Origin of the sequence: uncultured Marinobacter sp. (genome assembly GCF_913055835.1) — a bacterium.
Taxonomy (GTDB): domain Bacteria; phylum Pseudomonadota; class Gammaproteobacteria; order Pseudomonadales; family Oleiphilaceae; genus Marinobacter.
The window spans coordinates 40,099-63,120 of the sequence record NZ_CAJXKQ010000017.1 but is presented as its reverse complement, the minus strand read 5'-3'; the positions used below and the strand labels follow the sequence as shown (position 1 = coordinate 63,120).

General features: G+C 56.8%; 18 protein-coding genes. 6 read left to right on the top strand and 12 right to left on the bottom strand.

The window, feature by feature from the left end; all coding sequences use genetic code 11:
* The first annotated feature begins 274 nt into the window (after window positions 1–274).
* Window positions 275–2,395: a polyribonucleotide nucleotidyltransferase gene (pnp, locus tag QZ534_RS10990; protein ID WP_296934519.1), complete on the top strand. Its 2,121-nt coding sequence runs from the start codon at window positions 275–277 to the stop codon at window positions 2,393–2,395.
* 364 nt (window positions 2,396–2,759) lie between these two features.
* Here the strand turns inward: pnp and QZ534_RS10985 are convergent, their stop codons facing one another.
* From QZ534_RS10985 to QZ534_RS10945, 9 genes are all read right to left on the bottom strand, one after another.
* Window positions 2,760–3,638 (bottom strand): alpha/beta hydrolase, encoded by an 879-nt coding sequence (locus QZ534_RS10985; RefSeq protein ID WP_296934517.1) that lies wholly within the window; start codon window positions 3,636–3,638, stop codon window positions 2,760–2,762.
* Window positions 3,608–5,473, bottom strand: a complete 1,866-nt coding sequence (locus QZ534_RS10980; protein WP_296934515.1) for a DUF4105 domain-containing protein — start codon at window positions 5,471–5,473, stop codon at window positions 3,608–3,610. The genes QZ534_RS10985 and QZ534_RS10980 overlap by 31 nt, the downstream gene beginning before the upstream one ends.
* A gap of 88 nt (window positions 5,474–5,561) precedes the next feature.
* On the bottom strand, window positions 5,562–6,026 hold the full coding sequence (locus tag QZ534_RS10975) for a DUF3015 domain-containing protein (protein ID WP_296934512.1): 465 nt from the start codon (window positions 6,024–6,026) through the stop codon (window positions 5,562–5,564).
* A gap of 242 nt (window positions 6,027–6,268) precedes the next feature.
* Window positions 6,269–6,970: an ABC transporter ATP-binding protein gene (locus QZ534_RS10970; protein WP_136631388.1), complete on the bottom strand. Its 702-nt coding sequence runs from the start codon at window positions 6,968–6,970 to the stop codon at window positions 6,269–6,271.
* 9 nt (window positions 6,971–6,979) lie between these two features.
* A complete protein-coding gene (gene livG / locus QZ534_RS10965) occupies window positions 6,980–7,735 on the bottom strand; it encodes a high-affinity branched-chain amino acid ABC transporter ATP-binding protein LivG (RefSeq protein WP_296934507.1) in 756 nt (251 codons plus the stop codon).
* Window positions 7,736–7,741: 6 nt separating this feature from the next.
* On the bottom strand, window positions 7,742–9,013 hold the full coding sequence (locus QZ534_RS10960) for a high-affinity branched-chain amino acid ABC transporter permease LivM (protein ID WP_296934505.1): 1,272 nt from the start codon (window positions 9,011–9,013) through the stop codon (window positions 7,742–7,744).
* The gene (gene livH / locus QZ534_RS10955; RefSeq protein ID WP_296934502.1) at window positions 9,013–9,936 is read right to left on the bottom strand and encodes a high-affinity branched-chain amino acid ABC transporter permease LivH; all 924 of its coding nucleotides are present in this window, start codon (window positions 9,934–9,936) and stop codon (window positions 9,013–9,015) included. Before livH ends, QZ534_RS10960 begins: the two co-directional genes overlap by 1 nt.
* A 163-nt stretch (window positions 9,937–10,099) precedes the next feature.
* Entirely contained in the window at window positions 10,100–11,212 is a 1,113-nt protein-coding gene (locus tag QZ534_RS10950; RefSeq protein WP_296934499.1) for a branched-chain amino acid ABC transporter substrate-binding protein, read from the bottom strand.
* A gap of 154 nt (window positions 11,213–11,366) precedes the next feature.
* Window positions 11,367–12,275, bottom strand: coding sequence for a tetratricopeptide repeat protein (locus QZ534_RS10945; RefSeq protein ID WP_296934497.1), 909 nt, complete (start codon window positions 12,273–12,275; stop codon window positions 11,367–11,369).
* A gap of 164 nt (window positions 12,276–12,439) precedes the next feature.
* Here QZ534_RS10945 and QZ534_RS10940 point away from each other — a divergent pair, with 164 nt between their 5' ends.
* Window positions 12,440–12,934 (top strand): MarR family transcriptional regulator, encoded by a 495-nt coding sequence (locus tag QZ534_RS10940; protein WP_296934494.1) that lies wholly within the window; start codon window positions 12,440–12,442, stop codon window positions 12,932–12,934.
* Window positions 12,935–13,085: 151 nt separating this feature from the next.
* On the opposite strand, the gene lon is transcribed toward QZ534_RS10940, so the two are convergent.
* Window positions 13,086–15,536, bottom strand: a complete 2,451-nt coding sequence (gene lon / locus QZ534_RS10935; protein WP_296934491.1) for an endopeptidase La — start codon at window positions 15,534–15,536, stop codon at window positions 13,086–13,088.
* 207 nt (window positions 15,537–15,743) lie between these two features.
* Here lon and trxA point away from each other — a divergent pair, with 207 nt between their 5' ends.
* The 4 genes from trxA to QZ534_RS10915 all read left to right on the top strand — a co-directional run bounded on the left by trxA (window position 15,744) and on the right by QZ534_RS10915 (window position 20,941).
* Window positions 15,744–16,607, top strand: a complete 864-nt coding sequence (gene trxA, locus QZ534_RS10930) for a thioredoxin (protein ID WP_296934489.1) — start codon at window positions 15,744–15,746, stop codon at window positions 16,605–16,607.
* A 71-nt stretch (window positions 16,608–16,678) separates the two neighbouring features.
* On the top strand, window positions 16,679–16,993 hold the full coding sequence (locus QZ534_RS10925; protein ID WP_296934486.1) for a hypothetical protein: 315 nt from the start codon (window positions 16,679–16,681) through the stop codon (window positions 16,991–16,993).
* A gap of 418 nt (window positions 16,994–17,411) precedes the next feature.
* Window positions 17,412–19,847: a hypothetical protein gene (locus QZ534_RS10920; protein ID WP_296934484.1), complete on the top strand. Its 2,436-nt coding sequence runs from the start codon at window positions 17,412–17,414 to the stop codon at window positions 19,845–19,847.
* 98 nt (window positions 19,848–19,945) lie between these two features.
* A complete protein-coding gene (locus QZ534_RS10915; RefSeq protein WP_296934481.1) occupies window positions 19,946–20,941 on the top strand; it encodes a hypothetical protein in 996 nt (331 codons plus the stop codon).
* 33 nt (window positions 20,942–20,974) lie between these two features.
* Here QZ534_RS10915 and QZ534_RS10910 read toward each other — a convergent pair whose 3' ends face one another.
* Together QZ534_RS10910 and QZ534_RS10905 are read right to left on the bottom strand one after the other, a co-directional pair.
* Window positions 20,975–21,823 (bottom strand): alpha/beta hydrolase, encoded by an 849-nt coding sequence (locus QZ534_RS10910; RefSeq protein ID WP_296934480.1) that lies wholly within the window; start codon window positions 21,821–21,823, stop codon window positions 20,975–20,977.
* Complete coding sequence (locus QZ534_RS10905) at window positions 21,816–22,946, bottom strand: helix-turn-helix transcriptional regulator (RefSeq protein WP_296934477.1); 1,131 nt, start codon at window positions 22,944–22,946, stop codon at window positions 21,816–21,818. The genes QZ534_RS10910 and QZ534_RS10905 overlap by 8 nt, the downstream gene beginning before the upstream one ends.
* Between the last annotated feature and the right edge of the window lie 76 nt (window positions 22,947–23,022).

The following is a 23,022-nucleotide window of genomic DNA, read 5'->3' as shown; positions in this document are numbered from 1 at the left end:
GCTGGTTGTGTTTTTCTCCCACTGCAGTTGGATTGTCTGTGTTATCGAAGGATTCCCTGTCGTAATGGAAAGCCGAAATTGATAGCAGGTTGTTGAAAAGCCCGGGCCCGGCGGCCTCCCGCATTTGCCGCCCTTCAGACCGGGGTTTTGCAACAGCCTGTTAGCTTTCAGACGGGTTGCTCTTCAGACCACAGCATCATCTGCAGAACTATGGTTCCGTGCGCAGGGGCGTTCGGGACGAATCAATCTGGAACAGATAGACCAGGAGTTTTTTGTGGATCTGAAACCTTTCAAGAAATCATTCGAGCTTGGCGGCAAGACCGTCACTCTGGAAACCGGCCGTATTGCCCGCCAGGCAACCGGTTCCGTACTGGTAACCGTCGATGACATTTCCGTTCTCGGTACCGTTGTTGGCGCCAAGGAAGCCAAGCCTGGCCAGCCGTTCTTCCCGCTGACCGTGAACTACTTCGAGAAGACCTATGCCGTGGGCAAAATCCCCGGTGGCTTCTTCAAGCGTGAAGGTCGTCCTTCCGAGAAGGAAACCCTGACTTCCCGCCTGATCGACCGACCGATTCGTCCGCTGTTCCCGAACGGCTTCATGAACGAAGTGCAGGTCATCACCACGGTTATGTCCTCCAGCAAGAACCAGGATCCGGACATCGCTGCGATGCTGGCTGCCTCTGCGGCCCTGTCCATCTCTGGTATTCCGTTCGATGGCCCCATCGGTGCGTCCCGTGTGGGTTACACCAACGAGCGTGGTTACTTCCTGAACCCGACCTTTGAAGAGCTGGAAACCTCCCTGCTGGACATGGTTGTAGCCGGTACGGAAGACGCGGTTCTGATGGTTGAGTCCGAAGCCAAGGGTCTGACCGAAGACCAGATGCTGGGTGGTGTTCTCTACGGCCACCAGGAAATGCAGACAGCGGTTGCCGCTATCAAGGAATTCGCCGCTGAAATCGGCAAGCCCCGTTGGGACTGGCAGCCCGCTCCCGAGAACACCGAGCTGCTCAATGCCATCAAGGCCGACTTCGCCGGTGCTATCGAGGAAGCCTACGGCATCCGTGACAAGATGGCCCGTTACGAGCGCCTGGGCGAGGTGAAAGCCGCGGCCGTTGAAAAACTGGCCGGCGAAGAGGAAGGCCAGCCCTCCGAAGACGAAGTCAAAAAGTACTTCGGCAAGATCGAGAAGAGTGTGGTTCGTCAGCAGGTTATCGATGGCAAGCCGCGGATCGACGGTCGTGACAACAAGACTGTCCGTCCGATCGAGATCGAAGTGGGTGTTCTGCCCAGCGTTCACGGCTCTGCCCTGTTTACCCGTGGCGAGACCCAGGCCATCGTGACCACCACGCTGGGTACGTCCCGTGATGTGCAGATCATCGATGCCCTGGAAGGCGAGCGCAAAGATCCGTTCCTGTTCCACTATAACTTCCCTCCGTACTCCGTAGGTGAAGCGGGTCGTGTTGGTTCACCGGGCCGTCGCGAAGTGGGTCACGGTCGCCTGGCCAAGCGCGGTGTTCTGGCCGTTATGCCGACCCTGGAAGAGTTCCCGTACGCCATCCGTGCGGTTTCCGAAATCACTGAATCCAACGGTTCCAGCTCCATGGCTTCGGTCTGCGGTTCCAGTCTGGCACTGATGGACGCGGGCGTGCCCATCAAGGCCCCGGTTGCCGGTATTGCCATGGGTCTGGTCAAGGAAGGCGACAAGTTCGCGGTTCTGACCGACATCCTGGGTGACGAAGACCACCTGGGCGACATGGACTTCAAGGTTGCCGGTACCCAGGAGGGCGTGACCGCCCTGCAGATGGACATCAAGATCAACGGCATCACCGACGAGATCATGGAAATCGCGCTTGAGCAGGCTCACGCTGCGCGTCTGCATATCCTGGGCGAGATGAACAAGGTTATCGCTACCCCACGTGCCGAGCTGTCTGCCCGTGCTCCGAGCATCACTACCATCAAGATCAACCCGGAGAAGATCCGCGACGTTATCGGTAAGGGCGGTTCTACCATCCGCGCGATCTGCGACGAAACCGGCGCTTCCATCGATCTGGACGACGACGGTAACGTGAAGATCTACGCCGACAACCAGGAAGCTGCCCAGGCGGCAGTGAACCGGGTCAAGGAGATCACGGCCGAGATCGAAGTAGGTGCTATCTATAAGGGCCGCGTTGAGCGCATTGTGGACTTCGGTGCCTTTGTAAACATCCTGCCTGGCAAAGATGGTCTGGTGCACATCTCCCAGATCTCCGATCGCCGCATCGAGAACGTGACTGACGAGCTGAGCGAAGGTCAGGAAGTTCTGGTGAAGGTACTGGATGTGGACAACCGTGGCCGCGTGAAGCTGTCCATGAAGGAAATCAAGGAAGGCGACCAGCCGACCGATTTCTCTGCCTGAGGGGGATTTCCCTGAACGGTAGGTCGGATTAGCCAAAGGCGTAATCCGACAAAGAAAAACCCGCCTGTCCTCTGGATTGGCGGGTTTTTTGTTTTGGCTTGCGTGGAAGCGGCTGTTGGGACAGGCTTTTCAAAACACGCTACAAGCACCCGCAAGCGGGTCCAGCCAGCAATCACAGATTGCTGTCGTTCGCCTGCGCGCGAAGCTTTGCTTCTAAATCGCTTGTCTCACCCATGTGCGCTTGTTTCGGGCCATCCATGGCCCTCTACAGTTTTGAAAAGCCTCTCCCAACAGCCGCCCGTGCCTCGCAGATAACCGCCGTAGGTCGGATTAGCCAAAGGCGTAATCCGACAAAGCCAGGATTCTATTCTCCACCTTCCATAAACCGAATCACTTCCCTCCGATACCCCGGAATAACAAACGTCGCCCCATGAGGCGTATCCGTCTGCAAGAATTCTTTGGGCTCTTTGGCGGCCTCAAAAAGCGCCTCCCCATGATGAAACGGAATAATCCCATCCCGCACGCTGTGTATTACCATAACCGGAACCGGACTGATCCTGGGAATATGATCCACCCCCTCATAGTCGTCAGGAATGGTCCAGCTCAGAGGAATCTGGAGTGGCCAGGTAAGCCAGAATTCGCCCAGCTTCTCCCGGGCGATCCTGCGGAAACCTGAGAATGTGCCGTCCAGGATGACACCATCCAGTCGGGGCTGTTCTTCCCTCTGAGTCCATTCACTGGCCAGCGCGATTCCCAGCCCACCTCCGAGGCTTTGGCCCAGTATGTATAGAGGTTGTTCGCTTACTGCTGGCTTTGTAATCAGCCAGCGCAGGCCGGTTTCCACGTCGTGCAGGGCGCCTTCGATATCGGGGTCGCCGGTGGATTGGCCGTAGCCCCGGTAGTCGATGGTGAAGACGTTGTAGCCTCTCTCGGGCAGCCACGCCACGTTCAGGATGTGGCTGCTGATGTTCTGGGCATTGCCGTGGAGGAAGTAGACCGTGCCCCTGGCGTTGTTCTCAGGCGTTTCTGCAGGCAGCCACCAGCCGTGGAGGGTTTCGCCGTCGGCGGTGTCCAGGTAGATGTCTTCGTACTCAAGGTTTAACCGGTCCGGGGTGATGTAGGTGACCCGGTCCGGGTAGAGGAAGACGCTGCTGCAGCCGGAAAGCAACAGGGCGGTGCCCAGTAGCTGGGCCAGCCGTGCCGTGCCGGAGCTCAGAAGTAGGCGTGGAGTCCCGCTTGCCATAGGCTCTGGTACCTGTCGTAGTGGTCTTCCCGGGTGAATTCGGCAAACAGGCTGAATTCCCGGCCGATGTGCCAGTTGGCTTTGGCATACAGCTGGTCCTGGCGGTGCTGGCTGCTGACGATCCAGGCTTTGGTTTTGGCGCCGGCCAGCAAACTGAACCGGTTGTTCTGGTGCAGCAGGCCGATGTCGGCGCCTGGTGCGGCGTCGTAGCCCCGGCGCAGGTCGTCATCGATTTCCAGGTCGGCGGTGGCGATCGCAAAAGCCTGGGTTTGATGCCCAAGGCTCCAGCTGCCGCCGGCACCGCCTTCGAGGTAGGGCGTGAGGACCCGGTCGTTGCCGGTATCAGTGCGGCGGCCCCCGACCCCCCCCTGCCACGACAGTGGCGAGAAAAAGGCGTTTCGCGGGCTTAACGAGCGGATTTCCACACCGGTGAGCTGTTCCAGTTGAAGCTCGTTGTTGTCTGTATACAAGCGCGCGTCGAGGCGGAGGAACTGGAGCTGTGCACCGGTGCGGTAGCCGGCCGGCGGGTCCAGGACGTCGTGGTAGGCCGGTCGCAGGGTCAATTGGGTAAACTCCCGATGTGCCTGCTGCCCGGCCCCCAGGCTCAGGCGGAAGGTATCGTGTCCCTGGTCGTCTCTGACAACCGGCTCGGGCGGACCTTCCGGCGGGGAGACGTTGTTGATCTGGCTGCGCTCTCTCAACAGGTCATGGGAGAGCGGGGCCGCGATTTCACGGGGCCAGCCGTCGGCTTCGCTCTTGTAGCGAACATAATCGTAGGTTGCGTCCAGCACGTGAGCCCGCTGCTTTGCAGACAGTGTACTCACCTCATCGGCATCGGCGTCCACATAACCATTGGCGATCGCCGCCGCGAGGGTCTGTTGTTCGTCGGGCAGGGTAGAGAGGCTGTAGGCCACGGAAGTGGCAGCAGAAGGCCGGTAATGGACTTCGCTCACCAGATTCTTGTCTACTACCCAGCGTACCGTGTCCGACGGGATTGCGTGAGTGCTCACTTCGCCCAGAAGGTCGGTGCCGGGGCGCGCGATGTCTATCAGTGCCAGCAGGCGGTAGGCACAGTTCTCGTCGAAAAAGTAATAATCGAAATTCCGGTCTCTTATTTCCCAGGCGTGAGCGATCATCAGGTCCACTTCTTCCTGGGTGAGGTTCAGTTTGTACTCCCACAGGTCCCGATGCTCGATGTCCGAGTACAGCCGTATTTTTTCGTAGTAGGGCTGGACAGTGGTGATACCGGGATAGCCGCCAAAAATGCCCTTATAGGCAAACAACAGTTCACTGTCGTGGGCGGCAGCATCCGCTGCGTAGGAAATCGTGTTGGCCAGCAGCAGATTGGTTTCGTTGTCATCCTGGGGTGGGTCGAGGCGCAAGAATGTATGGCCGAACATGGATGAGGGACTGTTCAGGTAGGAGGCGGCGAACACCAGGGTCACGGTTTCGGTGTTGAGCGTCTCGGACCATTCCTGGTATCCGGGGCAGCTGATTTCGGGCAGCGACAGATTCAGCTCTTGCTGCAGCCAGGTGGTTCTTGCCGGAAACTGGCAGCGGGCGTGGTCATCGCCTTTACCGGGTTTCCGGATGGCTGTCAGGGTAGCTTCCAACTCTGCCTTTGGTGATTGCTTGCCATTTTCGCTCAGGAAAAACGCCGGATCATCGGCCTGGCTGGTATAGCCATCGCCGAAGGTGTCGGGCTGGTAATGGATCAGTGTGAGCCAGGCAGGATCGAGATGGAGCTCGGATGTATCTGGAGAGGTATCGGCCTGGGTTGGCAGGCTGACTGCGAGCCAGATCAGGACTGGCCCAATGCGAAGCATGTTGCCCATGGAATGTGCTGCATCCGGGGTTGAACGGTATAGAGTGGAGCGATGCGCCGTCCCTGGCGCAAGAGCGCGTCCCTTCAGTGGGCCTTGATCAGGCTGCTACGTATTTGCTGAGCGACTCGTTTTGCTCCAGCAGCGCGACGATGGCATCGACCGCTTCGCCAGAGGTGGTGTCAGAGCTCGGGAAAATGGTGGCAAAGTTGTCCTGCAGGACTTTGCGGAAGGCATCGCGATCCGCTTCGTCCACACCCAAAAGTACTGCCAGCGTGTCCAGGTTCTCGCCGGAACCGCGGGACATGTCCCGGGCAACCTTATCGATGTTGCTGTCCATGTACATGGCCATGGACTGAACAGACTGGTTGGTCTGGCAACCAAGAGTGCCTGTGGTCATACCGAAGGTCTGGTTACCAAAGGTCCCGTTGGTGGTTGCAGCCAATACGTGGGGGGCAATGCCGGATTGTCCTTTCCAGATCATGGCACCAACGCCACAGCCCGGTTGGGCAAAGGCCATAGAAGAGGCACCAAGAAGAATTGCACCTGCGATCAGTTTTTTCATTATCCACTCCTTTCTGTGGTTTAAAGCTGTCGTCGCAATACACAATGCTGCCCTTGACGTGGAGCAGCATTGCGAAAACGGCCCTGACTGGTCTTGTGGAGACAGGTTGACCGTTGGTCTGAGTATAGTTGATATCCTGCCAACGCAAGTTTAAAGATTGGTGAGTATTTGATTTGGCCAAAAAAAAGTCGGGGCACGCTGGCATGCCCCGACTTTCGTTTTCTCCAGGCAATAGCCGAAGATCAACCGCCCAGGTAGGCGTTCTGGACATCCGGGTTTTCCAGCAGATTCTTGCCCGTGTCGTGCAGGCGAATCTTGCCGGTTTCCAGTACGTAGCCCCGGTCGGCGAGATTCAGCGCCTGGTGAGCGTTCTGCTCCACCAGGAAGACGGTGATGCCTTCCTCGCGAAGCTGGCCGATAATCTCGAAAATCTGCTTGATCACCAGTGGCGCCAGTCCCAGTGAGGGCTCGTCCAGGATGATCATGCGGGGCTTACTCATCAGTGCCCGCCCGATAGCGAGCATCTGCTGTTCACCGCCAGACATGGTACCGGCACGCTGATGTTCCCGTTCCTGAAGGCGCGGGAAGAGTTCATAGACGTGATCGATACTTTTTCGGATTTCTGCCTTGGTGTTGAAAAAACCACCCATGTGGAGGTTTTCTTCCACCGTCAGGCCGGAGAATATCCGCCGTCCCTCGGGAACGATGGCAATGCCGGAGCGCATGATCTGGGCAGTGGGCTCGCGGGTAATCTCACGGCCCTCCAGGAAAATTCGACCTGAACTGGCCTGGGGATTACCGCAAACGGTCATCAGCAGGGTAGTCTTGCCAGCGCCATTTGCGCCGATTAGGGAGACGATCTCGCCCTTTTTGACTTCAACTGACACCCCGTGCAAGGCCTCGATCTTGCCATAATGGGTATGGACATCTTCTAGTACTAGCATGTGTTTACCTCAGGCCTCGCCCAGATAGGCTTTGATCACGTCGTCGTTCTGGCGGATTTCCTCCGGCGTGCCACTGGCCAGGGGGCGCCCCTGGTTGATGACGTTGATGCGGTCGGAAATATCCATTACCAGGCTCATGTCGTGCTCAATCAGCACCACGGAAACGTTGTAGTCCTCTTTCAGGCTCACGATCAGCTGATTGAGTTCCTTGGTTTCCGCCGGGTTGAGGCCAGCCGCGGGCTCGTCGAGCATCAACAGCTTGGGCTCGGTCACCATGCAGCGTGCGATCTCCAGACGCCGTTGCTGACCATAGGCCAGATTGCCAGCCTCCCGGTTGGCCAGATCCAACAGGCCTACCCGGTCCAGCCAATAGGCGGCGCGATCCAGGGATTTCTGTTCCCGTTCCCGATAGTTCGGGGTTTTCAGAAGCCCGGAAATCAAGTTGGTGTTCAGATGCCGGTGCTGCGCAACCAGCAGGTTTTCCACCACTGTCATCTGGCTGAACAGGCGCACGTGCTGGAAGGTGCGCACCATTCCCAGTCGGGAAATCTTGTAGTCAGGTTTGCCCTGAACCTCTTTCCCTTCGAACAGGATCTTGCCGCCCGTGGGCTTGTAGAAACCGCTCATGCAGTTGAATACGGTGGTTTTGCCGGCCCCGTTGGGGCCGATGATGGATACAATCTCGTGTTCCTGAACGTCCAGAGACACTTCGTCTACCGCCAGCAGGCCGCCAAAGCGCATGGACAGATTCTGTACTTCAAGCATCGTCTGTCACTCCTGCCTTTTCAGTTCAATGTGAATGCGGCGCATGGGCATCAGGCCCTGCGGACGCCAGACCATCATCAGCACCATGGCGGCGCCGAAAATCAGCATCCGGTACTCGGAGAACTCACGGGCAAGCTCCGGCAGAATGGTGACGGCGATTGCCGCCAGTACCACACCGATCTGAGAGCCCATGCCGCCGAGAACCACGATGGCCAGGATGATGGCGGATTCCAGGAAGACAAACGATTCCGGGCTGATAAAGCCCTGCTTGGAGGCAAACACCGTGCCCGCGAAACCGGCAAAGAAGGCGCCGATGGTAAAGGCGGACAGCTTGACTGCGGTGCGGCTCAGGCCCAGGGAGCGGGCGGCGATCTCATCCTCCCGCAAGGCCTCCCAGGCACGGCCTACCGGCATCCGCATGAAGCGACGGATGACCAGGGCTGTGAACACCGCGAGAACCAGGGCAATCAGGTACAGGAAGATCACCTTGTGTTCTCCGCTGTAGGCGATACCGAAGGTTTCGTGGAACGAGGTGTTGCCCTCTTCTTTCACCCTGCGACCGAATTCCATACCGAACAGCGTCGGATCCGGAATGCCACCAATGCCATTGGGGCCGCCCGTCAGGGTTGTCCAGTTATTCAGCAATATCCGGATAATCTCGCCGAAACCGAGGGTAACGATCGCCAGATAATCGCCTCGTAGCCTGAGTACCGGGAAGCCGAGCACCAGACCGAACAGGGCGGCAAGCAGGGCACCGATGGGCAGGGCCAGCCAGAATGAAATTCCGACGTACTGGGAGAGGAGCGCAAAGGTATAGGCACCGACAGCATAGAACGCCACATAGCCAAGATCCAGCAGCCCCGCCAAGCCAACCACCACGTTCAGGCCGAGGGCCAGCATGATATAGATCAGCACGAGCGTGGCCAGATCCACCGCGCCACGGGACACGAAGAAAGGCCAGAAAAGGGCAAGAACCACGATGCCTGTGAGCACCCATGACTCAATTTTTGCCCGGCGGTTTTCCGCCATTGGCTCCTTGCTGGACTGGGGCAGCGGATGCGGAAGACTCTTCAGGCCCCCCATGATTTGTTCCCGGAACATCTGGAACAGGAATACGATTACCGCTGCGAGCAACACCATAACAATGGTGCTGGCATCGGCGCCGGTCAGAGTGACGTCAATGCCCTGGGCCTCAAGATTGAAGCCAATAATCGGGTAGGAAATGATCAGTGTAATGATCGCGCAAAAAAGCGCGTGTCTGAAATTGTTAGCAGCCATCAGATCTTCTCAACCTCCGGTTTGCCAAGCAGGCCGGTGGGTTTGAACAGCAGAATCAGGATCAGCAGGCTGAAGGAGATCACATCCTTGTATTCACCGCTGAGGTAGCCGGAGGTCATACTCTCTGCCACGCCCAGTATCAATCCGCCCAGCATCGCGCCGGGAATGCTGCCAATGCCGCCAAGTACCGCCGCGGTAAAGGCCTTCAAGCCGGCAATGAAGCCGAACAGAGGGTCAACCGAACCGTAGTACATGCCCAGAAGCAGGCCGGCAACCGCTGCCAGAGCCGCACCAATTACAAAGGTTGCGGAAATGATCCGGTTGGTGTCGATGCCCAACAGGTTGGCCATGCCCAGGTCCTGGGATACGGCACGACAGGCTCGGCCAGTACGGGAGCGGGATATGAACAGGGACAGGGCTGTCATACAGATCAATGTGGTGATGAAGATGGTGATCTGCATATAGGACAGGGACATCTGGAAACCGTCGCCGGAACCGAAGTTGAAACCGCCGTCGATCAGCGCCGGGAAACCGATATTCCGGGAGCCTTGTGCCAGGTGAACATAGTTCTGCAGGAAGATGGACATACCGATGGCGGAGATCAGCGGGATCAGGCGGTGACGCCCCCGCACGGGCCGGTAGGCCACCCGTTCCACCGCCCAGCCCATGGAGCTGGAGACGATCATGGCGCAGATCAGCGCGACGATTAGTATCAGGGGTAGCCAGGCAATACCAAGAGCGGCGAGGCCGGTAATGGCAATCAGCGCCGTGTAGGCACCGATCATATAGATTTCACCATGGGCAAAGTTGATCATGCCGATGATGCCGTAAACCATCGTGTAGCCGATGGCGATCAGGGCGTAGGTGCTCCCGATCGTCAGCCCGTTGATGAGCTGTTGAAAGAAATACAGGAGGTCTTGCATTGTTATGGGACTCCGAAAGCCTGCTCCCTCCGCTACCACACCCCCATGCCCGGGATATCCGGGCAGGAAGTGGGGGAGGATCAACAGGAGCCTAGAAAAACACCTTCTCCCGGATCGCGGTGAGAAGGTGCTCTCATGATTACCGTTTGTTAACGATTGCGGCTCAGTTTACCGGAGTTTTGCTTCCATCTGAATGCCATTCGTACACAACAAACTCGAACGACTTCATGTCGCCGGCCTGGTCGTACTCAACGGTGCCGATCGGAGTCTGGAAGGTGCCTTCGCGCAGGGCGGCAGCAACGTCAAACGGATCGGTGGAGCCGGCCGCTTCAATGCCTTCGGCAACCAGTTGCACGGCGGTGTAGGAGGTCAGAACGAACGGACCGGAAGGATCCTCGCCCTTGTCTTCAAATGCCTTCACCAGCGCCTGGTTTTCAGCTTTCTGGTCGAATGCAGGTGGCAGGGTTACCAGCAGGCCTTCGGCGGCTTCGCCGGCGATGGTGTTGATGTCCTTGTTACCCACGCCCTCGGGGCCCATGAAACGGGCATCCAGGCCAGCGGAGTCAGCCTGGCGCAGAATCAGACCCAGTTCCGGGTGGTAACCGCCGTAGTAGACGTAATCCACATCGGCCTGCTTGAGTTTGGTGACCAGCGAAGAGAAATCCTTGTCACCGGCAGTGATACCCTCAAACATGGCGATTTCAACGCCAGCGTCCTTCAAGGTGTCACGAACAGCGGTGGCAATACCTTCACCGTACTGCTGCTTGTCGTGAACAATGGCGACGCGCTCCGGGCTCTGGGAGGCAATGTAGCGAGCTGCGACCGGACCCTGCATGCTGTCCAGGCCGATGGTACGGAACACCAGCTCATAGCCACGCTCGGTGATTTCCGGGCTGGTAGAAGCCGGGGTAACCATCAGGATGCCTTCATCTTCGTAGATGTCAGATGCGGGCTGGGTAGAGCTGGAGCACAGGTGGCCAATAACGAAGCGTACGCCGTCGTTAACCAGGCTGTTGGCAACGGTTACGGCCTGCTTGGGGTCACACACGTCGTCGTATTCAACGGCAACCAGCTCTTCACCCATCACACCGCCGTTGGCGTTGATCTGCTCGATCGCCATGCGGGCACCGGAGAATTGCATGTCACCATACTGGGCAACGGGGCCTGTCATGGGGCCGGCAATACCGATCTGGATTTCTGCGGCGGCGTGGCCGGCGCCCATCAGGGCTACGGAGGTACTTACAGCGGTTACGAGTTTTTTTACTGAAGTTCTCATTGAGTCTGTCCTGTTTTATTTCAGGGTTATTCTTGTGTTCTCAGAGAGTTAAACAAACACCACACCTCTCTGCTTGTCAAGCGGATGGCTCTGGAGTTTGCTCCGGAACACGGGCTTGCCTGCAGAGGCAAATCCCGTGCCGCTCTGAGCGGTGTCACGCATCCCTGCCGTCTTCTTCATCCTCTGAGACCAGTGCCCGGAAGCTCTCATGTTCGCGGAGCTGGTCAAAACTCACGTCTACAGACGCATCGTCGCGGTATGCTTCCGAAATTTCAATAGCTTTCTTCAAGGTACTGACTGCGTCTTCCCAGCGGCCGATTTCCGCATAGGCACATGCCAACTGATAGTGCGCGTGGCCATTGTCCGGTGCAAGCTTCAGCGCCCGCTGGCATAGACTGATGGCCCAGAGTGGTTCCTGCATTTCCAGGACAGCGTCCGCTTTGTAACTCAGAGCCTCCACATCATCCGGGCGAAGGTCGAGGATCTGGTCGTAGGCAGCAATCTTGTTCTGCTGAGAGGTTTCCTGGCTGGCCTTGAGCCAGAGTGAGTGCACTTCGTTGGTGCGTTCAATCTCGGCCTGGTTCTGGTGGATGATGTCGGATTTCTGCTTGAGCTGCTCTTCGATGGATTCGAGACGCTTCTCGTACTCGACCACAAGCTCGTTAACCCGCTTTTCCGCCAGGCTGGTGAGCTGGTTCCGCATATCCCGGATGGAGTTCCAGCCGATAACCACGAGAATGGATGTGGCGCCGGCAATCAGGTAGAAGAAGTAGGTAACCGTGTCGGTGGCGTAGGACATGGTTTTGTCGGCAACGGACAGTTCTTTGTCCACCACCTTTTCGATCAGCTCTGCCCGGGTGTTCTGCATCTCTTTGCGGAGCGCCTTACTCTCCTCCAGCAGATAAAGCTCGACGAAGGGTGTGTACATGGGTTCTTCCAGCGTCTTGATACTTTCTTCCAGATCCTCCGCGGTGAGCTCTTTCTCTGGCCCCAGTTGGTCCTGAGCGTAAAGGGTGCCGGCGAATGTCATCATGAAAAGAAAAGGCAGAAAAAACTTGGTCATCGGGCGCAGTCCGTCCGTCTGTCGAAAAGAAATAAAGTCGTGACCTTAGCATAGTGGCTGGCCGAAAAAATGCAGGGAATCTCCCTGACTTGCAATCCATGGTGCAAAGACCTCTAATAGTTAGGGGTATAAATAAATTACCAATACCGAATCGGAGTATTGCTGTGAACAGTTATGAAGATGTACTGGTGGCTCTCAGGCGGGTAATCCGGGCAACAGACCTTCACTCAAAGCGCCTGAGCAAGCATGCCGGACTTACCGGGCCACAGCTGCTGATCATGAGAACGATTCGGGATCTTGGAGAAGTGACCATCGGCACCATTGCGGAAAAGGTCAGTCTCAGCCAGGCCACGGTAACCACGATTCTCGACCGGCTGGAACACCGGAACCTGGTATACCGGGTTCGCAGCACCCGGGACAAGCGCAAGGTACACGCGCACCTGACCGATGAGGGGGCAGATCTGCTGGCCCGCGCACCAAACCCGCTACAGGAGGATTTCATCCAGAAATTCCAGAACCTGGCGGAATGGGAGCAGACCATGATCCTGGCCTCGCTTCAGCGCGTGGCCAACATGATGGATGCCGATGATATTGATGCGTCACCGGTGCTGACCGTGGGGTCGGTTCTGAAGGACGACGGCTGGAAGGAGAAAGCCTGAACAGGGGTGTCGGATTACGACCCATTGGGTCTAATCCGACCTACAAAGCAGCTTTCCAAACTCGTAGGTCGGATTAGCGAAGCGTAATCCGACAAACCCTCAACCCGTAGGTCGGATTAGCAAAGCGTAATCCGACAACCCCCCCCCACGATTAATGCACCGAAGACCCGCTCCTGGGCTTATTGCCAAAACACACCTGAAACACATCGTTGTAGTGCTTGGCAAAGTTCACCACCAAGCCTTCCTTCAGGTACCCCGGCAGTTCCTCGTAATCGCCCCGGTTCGCTTCCGGCAGGATCAGGTTGGTGATTTTCTGCCGCCGCGCCGCAATCACCTTCTCGCGAATACCGCCCACCGGTAGAACCTGCCCGGTAAGGGTGAGTTCACCGGTCATGGCAATGTTCTGTTGCGGCGCTTCCCTGCGTGCGATGGACAGTAGCGCCGTAGCCATTGTGACGCCGGCACTGGGGCCGTCCTTGGGCGTAGCGCCCTCGGGTACGTGCAGGTGCACGAAAGATTTGTCGAAGAAGGCCGGGTCCCCTTTATAGCGCTTGAGGTTCGAGGACACATAGCTGTAGGCGATTTCGGCGGACTCCTTCATCACATCCCCCAATTGGCCGGTCAGTTTGAAGCCGCGCTGGGCGCTGTGAATCCTGGAGGCCTCGATGCTCAGGGTAGCCCCGCCCATTGCGGTCCAGGCCAAACCGGTCACGACACCGGTGCCTTTGAGTGATTTCTCTTTCTTGAACGAAGGCTGCCCGAGGTAGCTCTGCAGATCAGAGACGCCTACCTTCACAGGTTCGTCCGGCTTTTCCAGCAACTTCACGATGCCCTTGCGCAGAATCTTGTGCAGCAGCTTTTCCAGGCTCCGCACGCCAGCCTCGCGGGCGTAGCCCTCAATCACCTGTTTGATGGCTGCGTCGGTGATATTGAACTGCTTTTTCAGCAGCCCGGCCCGCTTCAGCAGCCGGGGGAGCAGGTAATGTTTGGCGATCGCCAGCTTTTCTTCCGCGATGTAACCGGAAAGGCGAATTACGTCCATCCGGTCGAGCAGAGGCCGCGGAATCGTATCGAGCTGGTTGGCCGTGCAGATGAACAGAACTTTGGACAGGTCCATGCGCACATCGAGATAGTGGTCCAGGAACTCGCGGTTCTGCTCCGGATCCAGGGTCTCCAGCAGGGCGGAGGCGGGATCGCCCTGGAAGGACGCACCGATCTTGTCGATCTCATCCAGCATGATGACCGGGTTCGCCACCTTTGTGTCTTTCAACGCCTGGACAAACTTGCCGGGCATGGCGCCAATGTAGGTGCGGCGGTGGCCTTTGATTTCAGCTTCATCCCGCATGCCGCCAACGCTGAACCGATAGAATTTCCGCCCCAGGGCATCCGCCACCGAATGGCCGATGGATGTCTTGCCCACGCCAGGCGGGCCTACCAGCAGCAGGATTGAGCCGCTGACCTCGCCCTTGAAGGTACCTTCGGCCAGGAACTCGACGATGCGGTCTTTTACATCGTCCAGACCATCGTGATCACGGTCCAGTATCCGGCGGGCTTCCGCCAGATCGAAGTGGTCCTCCGAATGAACGCCCCAGGGAACCTGGGTCAGCCAGTCCAGGTAATTGCGGGTGACGCCGTATTCCGGCGAGCCCTGTTCCAATACCTGCAGTTTTTCAACCTCATCGTTGAAACGCTCCTGGACGGCCTCGGGCGGATTGAGTTCCGCCATGCGCTGCTCGAAGCGTTCCACGTCGGCGGTCTTGTCGTCCTTGGCCATCCCCAGCTCACGCTGGATCACCTTCAGCTGTTCCTTCAGGAAGAACTCGCGCTGATGCTTCTGAACCTTGGCGTTCACCTCTTCACTGATTTCCGACTGTAGCCGCGCGACTTCCTGTTCCTTGCGCATCAACAGCAGGACCTTTTCCATGCGGCGGAGCAGGGGAACCGTGTCCAGCACATCCTGAAGCTCGTTGCCAGGCGCACTGGTCATCGAGGCGCCGAAATCGGCCAGCGGTGAGCTGTCGTCCGGCCCGAATCGGGACAGGTATTGCTTCACCTCTTCGCCATAGAGCGGATTGGTGCGCAGCAGCTCCTTGATCGCGCTGATGATGGCCAGGGTGTAGGCCTTCAGCTCGTCTGCGTCTTCTTCCGGTTCTGCCGGGTATTCCACTTCCACCAGATAGGGCGGCTTGCGGCGCAGCCACTGGACAATCCGGAAGCGCTGGAGGCCCTGGGCAATAAACTGGACCTTGCCACTGTCATTCTGGGCATGGTGCACGCGTACGGCGCAGCCCACCGTTTCCAGTTGTTCGCTGGCGGGTGTGCCGTCTTCTGCCTCCGGTTCTTCCACAAAGCAGATCCCCATCACCTTGTGGTCGGTTTCACCGACCCGTTTCAGGGTTTCCTGCCACGGGTTCTGGTTCACGACTACCGGCTGAACTTGCGCCGGGAAGAAAGGCCGGTTGGAAACCGGCAGTACATACATGCGCCGGGGCATCATCTGTTGGGGCAGAGCAAGACTTTTGCTGTGCTCGTCCTTGCCGATGTATTCGGTCACGTCCTCTTCGAATTCCTCAAGTGAATCGTTTTGCGTCTCGTCATTCATGCCGCGAGTATCCATCCGGAAAGGTTGTGAGTCTGCCCGGGACAGGCTGCTGAGTGGTTGTCCCGAAGCATTGCTTAGTAGCTATGTAACGGCAGATACGGTGATTTCAAGGACTTGGGTTAACACCGCTGGTGCTTGAATTTCCGGGAGTAGGCCCCATGTCTCTGGCAGTTTCCGACGATTCCTACGACTTTTCAGGTGCCTTGCATGAGCAACTCTCCGTATATTTTCGACGCCACCATGGAAAACTTTCAGCAGAAGGTGATGGAAGCCTCTGCCAGCACGCCCATCCTGGTGGATGTCTGGGCCGAGTGGTGTGCCCCCTGCAAGCAGTTGATGCCCCTGCTGGATAAACTGGCGGAGGATTACCAGGGTGCGTTCATGCTGGCCAAGGTGAACGCTGACGAGCAGGAACAGCTTACCTCAAGCCTTGGCGTGCGCAGCCTGCCCACCGTTATCCTGGTCAAGAACGGTCAGGCCGTGGATGGCTTCAACGGCGCCCTGCCAGAGAGCGAAATCCGCAAGATTCTGGACAAGCATGTAGAGGCGCCCAAGGAAGATCCCTACGATAAGGCCCATCGAATCTGGGAAGAGGGCGATGTTGAAGGAGCGCTGGCCATTCTTTCCCAGATGAACCAGGAGGATCCGGAAAACCTGAAGGTCCTGATCGATCTCGCCCAGCTGAAGGCGGAAATGGGTGATATCGAGACTGCTGAGCAGGTGCTGGAAAGCCTGCCGCCGGAAGAGAAAATGCAGCACCAGGCGAAGCAGCTGGCTGCCCGGCTGAAGTTTCTCAAGCAGTCTGCCGAGCTGCCACCGGTCAAGGATCTTGAAATGGCTCTGGAGCAGGATCCGAAAGACCCGAACGCATTGCACCAGTTGGCGCTTCACCACGTATTACAGGAAAACAACGCCGAGGCCATGGATCTTCTGATCCGCCTGATGCAGGTAGACAGCAAATACAAGGACGAAGTGGCCAAGACCACGCTGATCGAGCTGTTCGACAAGCTGGGTAATAACAACCCGGATGTACGGACCTATCGCCGGAAGCTCTATACCCTGATGCACTGACCGTTTGGCGGCGGTCAAACACAATGTAGGTCGGGTGGAGCCAAAGGCGAAACCCGACTGGTACTTCCGCAATGCTCAAACTCCCACCCCAACCTGACAACTGCGAACTCTGCGAACGACCGGTGGCCAAGCTCACCCGGCACCACCTGATCCCCAAGCATCTGCACCGCAAAAAGCGTTTTCAGAAACTGTTCACCAAGGAGGAGCTGATCACCCGAACACTCTGGGTATGCCGTCCATGCCATAACGCTATCCACAAGGCCCGTTCCGAGTATGAGCTGGGTTTGTACTTCAATACTCGGGAAAAGTTGCTGGAGTTGGAGGAGTTGCGGACTTTTGTTGAGTGGCTCAGGGACAAGCCGGAGGGGTTTGTCCCTAAGAAATGAGCAGGTTAGAGATGCTCTGTTCTATTTAGTTCATAAACTCACATATAGAATGATCTTTTATAATGTTTCACATTTGTTGATCGGTATAAAAACTTAATAAAAACAATGCAGTGTGGAATTTGTTCTCGTTTTGAGTGTTTTGTGAACAAAACCCTGCCTATCGCATGGTCTTTCCTTGGATTAGCCTCTTTGACGGTTTGCGACATTGCTGAATTTTAATTTTGTCGTAGCCGACCGTCATAAAATAAGGATCTCAAGGAGAGACACTTTGGATAAGTTCAAAAGGTTAGCGCTTGCTGTTGCAGTTTCCTCAGGCCTGGTTGTAACCGGTTGTGGTGGAGGCGGTTCTTCGTCACCCTCAACTAGCGGCCCCGCTGGTGATACCTCTGTGGTAGCCGGTTCCGCTGTCAAAGGTATTATGAAAAACGCTGTTGTAACTGCTTACGAGTTGGATGATTCAGGTGAGCGCCTGGAAACCCCGGTTGGCTCGACAACAACCGACAGCAAAGGCCAATACCGTATTGAGCTTGACGACAACTACGAGGGTGGGCTCGTTGAGATCGAGATCACCGTCAGCTCTGAAACCCGCATGGTTTGTGATGCTTCTGCCTGCGGCACGAAAGGCGCGGATGTCGAACTACCAAATGACTTTAAGTTGAATGCCATTGGTAAAGCCAGTTCGGCAGGTAGCACCGTAAGCGTCCCGGTAACCGCCTGGTCAACCATGGCCGCCAAGCGTGCTAAGACCCTCGTTGCTGGCGGCAAAAGTGTTGCAGATGCGGCGAGACAGGCAAAAGCAGAAGTAAGCCAGGTGGCGGGCTTCGATATTGAAAACACCGTAGCTCGAGACGTGAACGACCTGTCTGGGGCCAGTGCCGCTGAAGCTCAGGCAGCGGTGATGAATGCGGCCGTCGCCGAGTTGGTCTTTGCTGGTGGAACTGATGGCGCAGCCGCGTCGTTGGACAGCTTCTCCGATGCCCTTAGTGACGGGGCGATTAATAGCGAAGATGCGTTTACAGCGACAAGCCTTTCTTCAGCTGTGAAAACTGTTGTCGAGACAACGGACGGCCTGAATGACGAGACTCAAGAGTCCCTGAACAACCAGACCGCGCAGTTTGATGCTGCAGGGGATAACCTTGCTCCCAGCTATGACGAAGACCTGGATCTTGATGAGGGTGCCACGCAAGCAGACAAGATTGCGGCCTTCCAGTCGTTTGTTTCCCAGTTCCGCAGCTGGGCCGGCTCTATCGATGAAACTGCTGCTGCTCTGCAGGACGAAACGTCTGCCGTTTCTGTTGCGCTGGATGCGGACGCAGAAACCGTCAGTGACGTATTCGCTCAGGCTGGCGTAACTGGTGATCTGGTGAGTAAGGTACTGGATGTTTTCTCCCAGCAGTTGGCCGGTACCGAAGGACGAGCAGCGCTGTTGGAAGCTCTGGAAAGTGGCACGCAGTTCACAGCTCAGCAGAGCTGGACTGATGAAGAAGATCCAACTGCCACAGGTACCATGGACGCCACGCTCGTTTTTGAGGATACAGAATCCGGCCTCAAGGCTACGGCCACTGGCAGTGTTTCCCAGATCGGTGGAGAGACCCGAGATTTTGATCTGGTCATCGGCACCAGCCTTGCTCAGGACGATCTGGACCTCACCTACGATGCCGAGAAGGTTCTGTCATTGCTCACACAAAACAATGTCACTGTCAGTGGCACGATCGGTGATGGCACCGGCTTTAATCGAGCAGTGCTGGATCTGGTTGCCACCCTTGAACTTTCCGAAGAGATTGTAGGGGAGGTTACGGCGGCCGATGCCGTTCTGGAAAAATTCAGTGCCATTGCCCTGAACGGTTCCATTGCGCTTGCCAACCCAGAGGCGGCCAGCTTCGACGGTGAAATCTCGGTGAAGGCTGTAAACATGACGGGCTCCAGTTTTGGCGAGCTGGATGAGCCGTTCTCGCCGGAGTCCTTTGCTCTCTCGGGTGATTTTACAGCGACTTCCGGGCGCACCTTCAATCTCTCGACATCCCTGAACAGCAGCACCGCCCAGCGCTTTAACCTGTTCACATACCTAGACTACAACAACACAACCGCTTCGTTTGATTTTGAAGTGGATCGTGCTGAGGTGGCGCAGTTTGTTGAGTATGACGAAACTGCACAGGACTTCTGGTTCGATATCGTGTCTGACTGGTCGTGCTACGATTATGAGACCGGAACGGAAACGTATGGCGAAAGGGTTGCGTTCTCCGGTTGGTTTGACAGTGAGCTTGGTTACGACGATTTCAATTGCAACGTGCTCGACGATGCTGAAACAGCTGCACTTGATCAACTGATCCTTGGCAAACTCGAGACCGCCGTTGGTGCCACCGTTGCCGGACAGTCCCAGGTTGAATATGTCTCTGTATACGGTAACAGCACGTCAGATTTCGCCGAGGTGTATGCTGACATTGCTTTCCCCGACCTTGAGACCGCCGACAACTTCGTCAACCTGTCATTCAACATCGCGGCAGGCGTTTCTCTGGTTGATATGCCAAAAGCAACAGCTGTGGCTACCCTGACACGTTCAACTCTGAACGGTGGCAGCGTGCTCGCAAACGTCAGCTGGGATGGCGGCAGCTACAGCCTCAAGGTCAGCACCGATGAGCTGAACGCTGAAAACCCGGAAATCAGCCTGGCATTCTGGAACCCGCAAGGATTCCGACTGGAAGCGGTTGGTTCGGAAGCGGCCAGTGGAGAGCAGAGTCTGACAGGTAATGTCTTCGTTAACGGTGAGGACATCGGTGACGTAGAACTGCGAAACGGCGTTCCGGTCATCACCTATCCGAACGGCGAAGAAACCGTGTTCGAGACATTGTTCTGATGAAAGTGCCGGGAAACCGGAAAGAAAGGTGGGGCTTCGGCCCCGCCTTTTTTTTCGTTATAGCGAGTGTTAATGCCAATACAGTGCTGGCCGTGGAGATGTTTGGCAGGTTCGAGACCCAACTGGTCAGTGAGCCGGAGCCAATCAAAACCACACTGAGCGATTGGGGCAGTGAATTCGATTCAGGTAGCCGCCAATGGGCGATCAGCCATGCGGAGGCCGGTTTTCGGGAGCAAGGAATCGAGGTTTCGGTTTTCACCCGTGCGCTGGCGGATCTGAGGATGAATTCTCAGGCCGTGAGCTTTTATGGACGGATTGCCCGCAAGGAGCCGCTGAACGAAGGCGAGCAGATTCCCGTTGCTCTGCGCGTTAATGGTTTTTCGGGGTCCGGAATCCGGTCTGGCTATCGACATAGCGACGAATCCTGGACGATTTCCGGCGGCATTTCCGTCTTCAAAACCCGCCATTTGATGAGCGGCACCCTTGATGGGGAGTTTGTAGCGGCCGCCGAGAATGACTACGACTTCAGCGCAGACGTTGACTATCTCTACTACCGGGACGTGATCTTTGATCGGCCGGATGTAGAGAAAGCCAGTGGCATCGGTTGGGCTTTTGATATTGCCGCCAGCTGGCAACCCATGGAAAAGCTCGATTTGAACCTCCGGGCCGAGGATCTTTTCTCACGGATTCGATGGAAGGATGCGCCTTTCACGCGAGCCCAGGCAAACACCGACAATAAGTCCTTCGATGACGATGGCTACGCTGTATTTGCCCCAACGATATCTGGCACGGAAGGGTATCGGGACACTTTTTATCAGGATCTGGATCCCAGGTTTTATGGTACGGCCCAGTGGCAAGAGGGCGCTTGGCTCGCAGTCGTGCACGGCCACTATCAATTCGGTTATGGGCTCTATGGCGCCGGCTTCGGGCGAACGTTCGCAGGTGGCGCACGGATACTGGCTAGCTACTGGCCGGAGTTGGAATCGATACGGTTGGAACTGACCAGAGGGAAATGGCAGGCAATGGTATCTGCCGATGAGGTAACGTGGTCCAGCGTTCGCGCCATCAGTCTGGGGCTTTCTTACAATTATTGAGCATCAGCTTTTCTGATGGGCACAGCCGCAGATTCAGTTCCAGATAGCCGAAAGAGCGCCGTAGTGAGCGCCGCTGATGACCTCGGGGGAACCGTCCGGAAAGTTGCTGGACAACGTGCTCTGGTGCTCTATGTGCACAAGCCTGTCCCCCGAGCCATGAATCACCCGCACTGGAAGGTGTATGTCCTGGGGTGAAAAAGGCCATGATTGGGCTGTCAGAAACGAATCCCTGGCAAGCGCATCGGCTGCCGTTTTGGATCCCTGTTCCAGCGCGGCGCTAAGGTTCTCCGTAAAGCCCGGACGAATAGAGTTTGATGACAGGTAGTGCTCCTCCTGATCGCCTGCGGCCCCTATGAGCGCTTCCAATAGCACATCCACAGAACCAGTAATGAGCTCCAATTCTTTTGCCAGCGCATCGCGATCGTCCAGCGCTGCTCGCCAGGTACTGGCGGTAAGTTCTGAGGCATAATCGAAGGGGTTGTCCATCAGAGGAACCGCTGGTGTTGCTGCGATCACCAGTTGCTCGATTCGTTTACCCAGATCATGGGCGGCGGCCATGGCGAATACGCCGCCCCCGGAGAACCCGGATAGCAGGAAATCATCCAGTTCCAGATAGTCGGCCAGTTGCCTCAGATCATCCGAATGGTGTGAAAATCCATAACTGGGGCAGGGGCTGGACTGTCCATAGCCGGGGCGATCCGGAACAATGACTCGAACCCCGGCATGGAACAGAGCGCTCTCGAGGTGACGCAGTTCGTTACGGGATCCCGGAATTCCATGGCAGTGGATCCAAGTGCCATTTTCGCCGGTGCCGGTGTCTGAAAAACTCAGGCTTCGGCCGTCTGAAAGTTGCAGGTTCTGGTTTCTTGCGGCATCAGTCATCAGAAGCCCTTAGCGTATCTGCGCAGAGGAGCAGTATTCGCTGCAGGCTCGCCTGACGGCGAACGCCGGTCTTGCGCATGATGGATTTGAGCTGTGTCCTGCCGGTGTGAGGAGAAATCTCAAGCACTGCGCTGGCCTCGTTGACATCGAGGCCGGTTACCAGAAGGTTTGCAAGCCGGTACTCCGCAGGAGTGAGGTGATACATCGTGGTCAGCCGATTCTCGTCCAGTTCTGCTGGCCGGGTGGTGTCCAGCAGAAAGCAGAGAATCTTGGGTGCCGGTGAGCGGATTATGTGAAGACTGGTTCCGGAGGTGCAGGTTGGCACCATGAGCAGGCAGGCACCGGTTTGCCCGAGTTTTACGGTTTCCGTGAGCGAGCGATGCTCAGTCAGACGTCGTACCATGGCTCGCAGGGTTGTGGATGCGCCTGCGGCCAGCATTCGAAGACGATTGTATTGGACTTTCAGGCCAAAACTGTTGGTGGCAAAGGCTTCTTCTGCGCTGGCGTTCATCCATTGCACCCGTAATTCGCTGTCCATGTACCAGACTCCGAACGGTAATCTGTCAAGGGCGTGCCTGGCGACAGAGAGTGCTTCGTTCAGGTCGGCCATCATGCGCGATAGTTTCACGACTCGACGAAGATGGGGGCTGAAGAGCTCCAGCAGTTTGAGTTCGTCGTTACTGAAGGGGCCCTTTTGTTTCGGTCGGTGAATGCCCACATGCATTGCCTGACCGTTCTGGCGCTCGAATTGGGTGCCCAACGCATAAAAGTTGCCGTTGGGCCGAAACACGGATTGGTAGTGGACGGAACCTTCGAACGCCCGGTCTTCAATAACCGCGGTACTCTCTAGCGCCTTGCCGACCGGCAACGCCGCCAATGCATCCCTGAAGGGATCACGCTCAACGCCCTCGGCTTCGTATATTTGATTGATTTCCTGTCGGAAGCCGGTGGTATAGGATTGGTGAATTACCGGATTGTCCAGGTCGCTCAGACGTATGGTGGCGGTTTCTCCACGGAACAGAACCATAAGCTTGGCAAGGAACTCCGGCCACTGGTCCGGGGCGGTCGCTCGCTCATACAGATCATCCAGCAAGTGAGGGACTTCCGACCCCGGATCCTTCAAACCAATCGCTCCCTGTTGCTTTTTTGTACATATTGGTTGCGTCCTGCAAGTAAAGCACAGGCTTGCAGTCTGTGCC